Source organism: Roseinatronobacter sp. NSM, assembly GCF_052379845.1.
Taxonomy (GTDB): Bacteria; Pseudomonadota; Alphaproteobacteria; order Rhodobacterales; family Rhodobacteraceae; genus Roseinatronobacter.
Map to the genome: position 1 here is coordinate 1 of NZ_JBQTCF010000076.1, position 3,564 is coordinate 3,564.

Genomic DNA, 3,564 nt, shown 5'->3' on the forward strand with positions numbered 1-3,564 from the left:
GAGTATGTCGTGCAAAACTGGGCACTGGTTTTGCGCAACACGCGACGGGCCCGCGCAGAAAAACTGGCCACGGGGGCGGTCATTGTGGAAACGGGGCAACCGGGTAGCTGACACCTGTAAGATATAGCCCGTCTGGTGGGCTGACAGGGCCGCAAGCGGCGCGATTGCGCGCCTGCAATGCGGTTTTTACATCTTCCGGGGCCCACGCCCCCGTTCCCACGCGTTCCAGCGTGCCCACGATGCTGCGCACCTGATTGTGCAAAAATGACTTCGCCCGCAGCGAAAACCGGAATTCTTGCCCTTCAGGAAGGGGCAGACATTCAATGTCCAGTGCGTCCAGTGTCTTGATGGGAGAAGGTGCCTGACATTGGCTTGCGCGGAATGTGGTGAAGTCGTGTTTGCCGAGCAGATGAGCGGCCGCATCCTGCATGGGGCGTAGGGACAGCGCGTGGCGCACATGCCACACTTGCCCTGCCTCGAATGTTGGGGGGGCGCGCCGCGCCAGTAGCCTGAACAGGTAGCGCCGTTCTAGCGCCGAAAAGCGGGCGTGAAAATCCGCATCAACCCGGGCGCAGGCCACAATCGCCACTGGGGCGGGGCGCAAATGGTGGTTTAGCGCTTCCATCAGGCGGAAGGGTTCCCAGTTGCGCTGCATGTCGCAATGCGCCACCTGTCCTGTGGCATGCACGCCGGTATCCGTGCGCCCTGCCGCAGCGATTGCAGGCTGGTCAGGGTCCAGTCGGGCGAGTGCCTGTTCGATACTTGCCTGCACCGATGGCAGCACCGCCTGCCGCTGCCAGCCGCAAAAGGGCCGACCATCATATTCTATTTTCAACGCGTATCTTGGCATGATCGGGCAATTAGCGCGGGCAGGGGGATTTGGCAATCAGCCTTCTTCTGCCAGAATGTTGCGCAACCCGCTTTCGTAATCCGGATACAGAAGCTGCAGCCCCAATTCCTGCTTTATGCGGTCATTGCGCACGCGCTTGCTATCGGCATAAAAACTGCGCGCCATGGGCGACAGATCGGCCTGTTCAAACGGCACTTCGGGGGGCACGGGCACCCCTGCCAGCTGGGCTGCGAAGGCAAGCACGTCTTGCGGTGGCGCGGGCAGGTCATCGCACAGGTTATAGACGCGGGTGCCGATTTCGGACTGCATGGCACGGTCCAGCGCCTGACCAATATCTGCCTGATGGATGCGCGAGAAATATTGCCCCGGTTTGACCACCCGCTGCGCGCGCCCTTCGCGCAATTTGGCAATCGGGCCGCGTCCGGGGCCGTATATGCCCGCCAGCCTGAAAATATGCAGACGAACCCCTGCTTGGGCGCAAACATCCTGCCAGCCGGTTTCGGCATGGATGCGGGCGCGGGCGCGCGCTGATGTGGCATTGGGCGGGGTGGTTTCATCCACCCAGCCCCCTTGATGGTCGCCATACACCCCGATCGTGGACAAATACCCCACCCAGCGCAGATGCGACGCGCGCGCAATTTCCGCGCCATGCGCGGCCAGAACGGGGTCTTCCGCGCCCGGGGCGACCGAGGTCAGAAGATTGGTTGCCCTCTCCAGCGGCAGCGGGGACCCCGGCCATATCAAGGGGGTTACACCGCGTTCAGCCATAGCCTGCGCTTTGGCGGGGCTGCGGGTTGTGCCAATGATGGTCCAGCCGCGCGGCAACAACAGCGGTTCCAGCGCCTGTGCGCTGTATCCATGCCCAATCGAAAGAAGTGTCCCTGTCATGGTGTCAGTATTGGTCCATGTGCCGCGACACTGCAAGGGCGGGGGCTGCGAATTTTCGCACTGGCGCAGCGGGGCTGTCGCTGGCAGGGTGGCGCAAAACGAAAAGGTGCCCCCCATGACCCCTGAAACCGCGAAATATGCGCTGATCATGTTAGCCGCCGGTGTTGGTGTGCCGGTTCTGGCCGCATTGAATGCCCAGCTTGGGGCGCGCATTGCGTCACCGGCTGTTGCAGGGGCCATGATGTTCATGATCGCCGCCGTTGTGGCGATGGGGGTGGGGGCCGCGCTTGGGCAGGCCAAGTCATTGGCAGCCTTGCCCGCGCAGCCGCGATACCTGTTTCTGGCGGGGCTTCTGATTGCGTTTTACCTGCTGTCGATATCATGGGTGGCCCCGCGTTTCGGGGTGGGCAATGCGGTGATGTTCGTGTTGCTGGGCCAGATCATCGCTATATGCGTGATTGACCAGTTCGGGCTTTTCGGGGCGCGGGTGCGGCCGCTGAACTGGCCGCGCCTGATGGGCATTGTGCTGATGGCGGCAGGCGTCGTTCTGGCACAGCGCCCGCCCACATAAGACAGATTTGTATCGCTGCGGCGCTTGCATTGGAGTTTTGGCAAAAAATCCTGCGTTTTTGATCAGTATCAAAGACAGGTTTTCATCAATCTGACACACTTGGATATAGATATTTTGAAGCTGTCCAGTTCAGGAGCATGTGATGAAAGATGCCGTGACCGCCGCCGCCGCCCCAGCGCCCGATCAGCCAGTTCATGGCCCCGATACATTGGGCGTGACGTCGCAGGAACAATCCGCCGCCCCCGCGCCAGCGGGTGAAGCGCCGGACATGCCGCCGCTGGATACAGCGCAAAAAATGAAGACCGCGCCAAAAACCTATCGTTGGGTGCCGGACCCTGCGGCGTTGACCACGGAAGAAATTCGGGCATTTTTCGAATCCGACCGCTACCCGTATCGGTATAAAATGCCGCGACAAACCTATGAGCAGGAAAAGGCGCGGCTGCAGGCAGAGTTGCTGAAAGTGCAAAAATGGGCCATCGAAACCGGCGAACGCTTCGTGTTCCTGTTCGAGGGGCGTGATGCGGCGGGCAAGGGCGGCACCATCAAGCGATTCAATGAACACCTGAACCCGCGTTTCGCCCGCGTGGTGGCGCTGAACAAACCGTCCGAACGCGAATCCGGCCAGTGGTATTTTCAGCGCTATATCGAACATTTGCCAACGGCGGGCGAAATGGTGTTTTACGACAGGTCCTGGTATAACCGCGCGGGTGTTGAACGCGTTATGGGGTTTTGCAGCCCGACAGAGTATCTGGAATTCATGCGCCAAGCCCCCGAATTTGAACGCATGTTGGTGCGTGCGGGCATCAGGCTGTATAAATTCTGGTTTTCAGTGACCCCCGAAGAACAATTGCGCCGCTTCAAAGCGCGCGAAACCGACCCGCTGAAGCGCTGGAAGCTGTCACCCATAGACAAGGCAAGTTTGGGCAAATGGGACGAATATACCCAAGCCAAGGAAGCGATGTTCTTCTATACTGACACTGCCGATGCGCCATGGACCGTCATCAAATCCAAGGACAAGAAACGTGCGCGACTGGAATGCATGAAACATTTTCTGTCAACGCTGGACTATCCCGACAAGGACCCCGAAATTGCAAGATCGCCTGACCCGCTGATTGTGGGGCGCGCGCGTCATGTGGTGCTGTCTGGCGCGGAATTAAGCCATGTCATGGGGTCATCTGCTGGATAAGCGTTCTTGCGCCCGGTTCTCCGGGGGGGGGCATGGAAACGAAAAGGCGGGCCATCAGGCCCGCCTCAG

At 60.2% G+C, this 3,564-nt stretch carries 4 protein-coding genes; 2 read left to right on the plus strand and 2 right to left on the minus strand.

Features of this window, described 5'->3' with window-relative positions:
• Positions 1–79: 79 nt before the first annotated feature.
• Both truA and ACTZWY_RS19580 read right to left on the minus strand, forming a co-directional pair.
• Positions 80–850 (minus strand): tRNA pseudouridine(38-40) synthase TruA, encoded by a 771-nt coding sequence (gene truA, locus ACTZWY_RS19575; RefSeq protein WP_444792382.1) that lies wholly within the window; start codon positions 848–850, stop codon positions 80–82.
• Between the two features lie 36 nt (positions 851–886).
• On the minus strand, positions 887–1,738 hold the full coding sequence (locus ACTZWY_RS19580) for an SDR family oxidoreductase (protein WP_444792383.1): 852 nt from the start codon (positions 1,736–1,738) through the stop codon (positions 887–889).
• 115 nt (positions 1,739–1,853) lie between these two features.
• Between ACTZWY_RS19580 and ACTZWY_RS19585 the strand changes: the two genes are divergently transcribed.
• Both ACTZWY_RS19585 and ppk2 read left to right on the plus strand, forming a co-directional pair.
• On the plus strand, positions 1,854–2,309 hold the full coding sequence (locus ACTZWY_RS19585; RefSeq protein WP_444792384.1) for a DMT family transporter: 456 nt from the start codon (positions 1,854–1,856) through the stop codon (positions 2,307–2,309).
• A gap of 142 nt (positions 2,310–2,451) precedes the next feature.
• Positions 2,452–3,495 (plus strand): polyphosphate kinase 2, encoded by a 1,044-nt coding sequence (ppk2, locus tag ACTZWY_RS19590; protein ID WP_444792385.1) that lies wholly within the window; start codon positions 2,452–2,454, stop codon positions 3,493–3,495.
• Positions 3,496–3,564 lie beyond the last annotated feature (69 nt).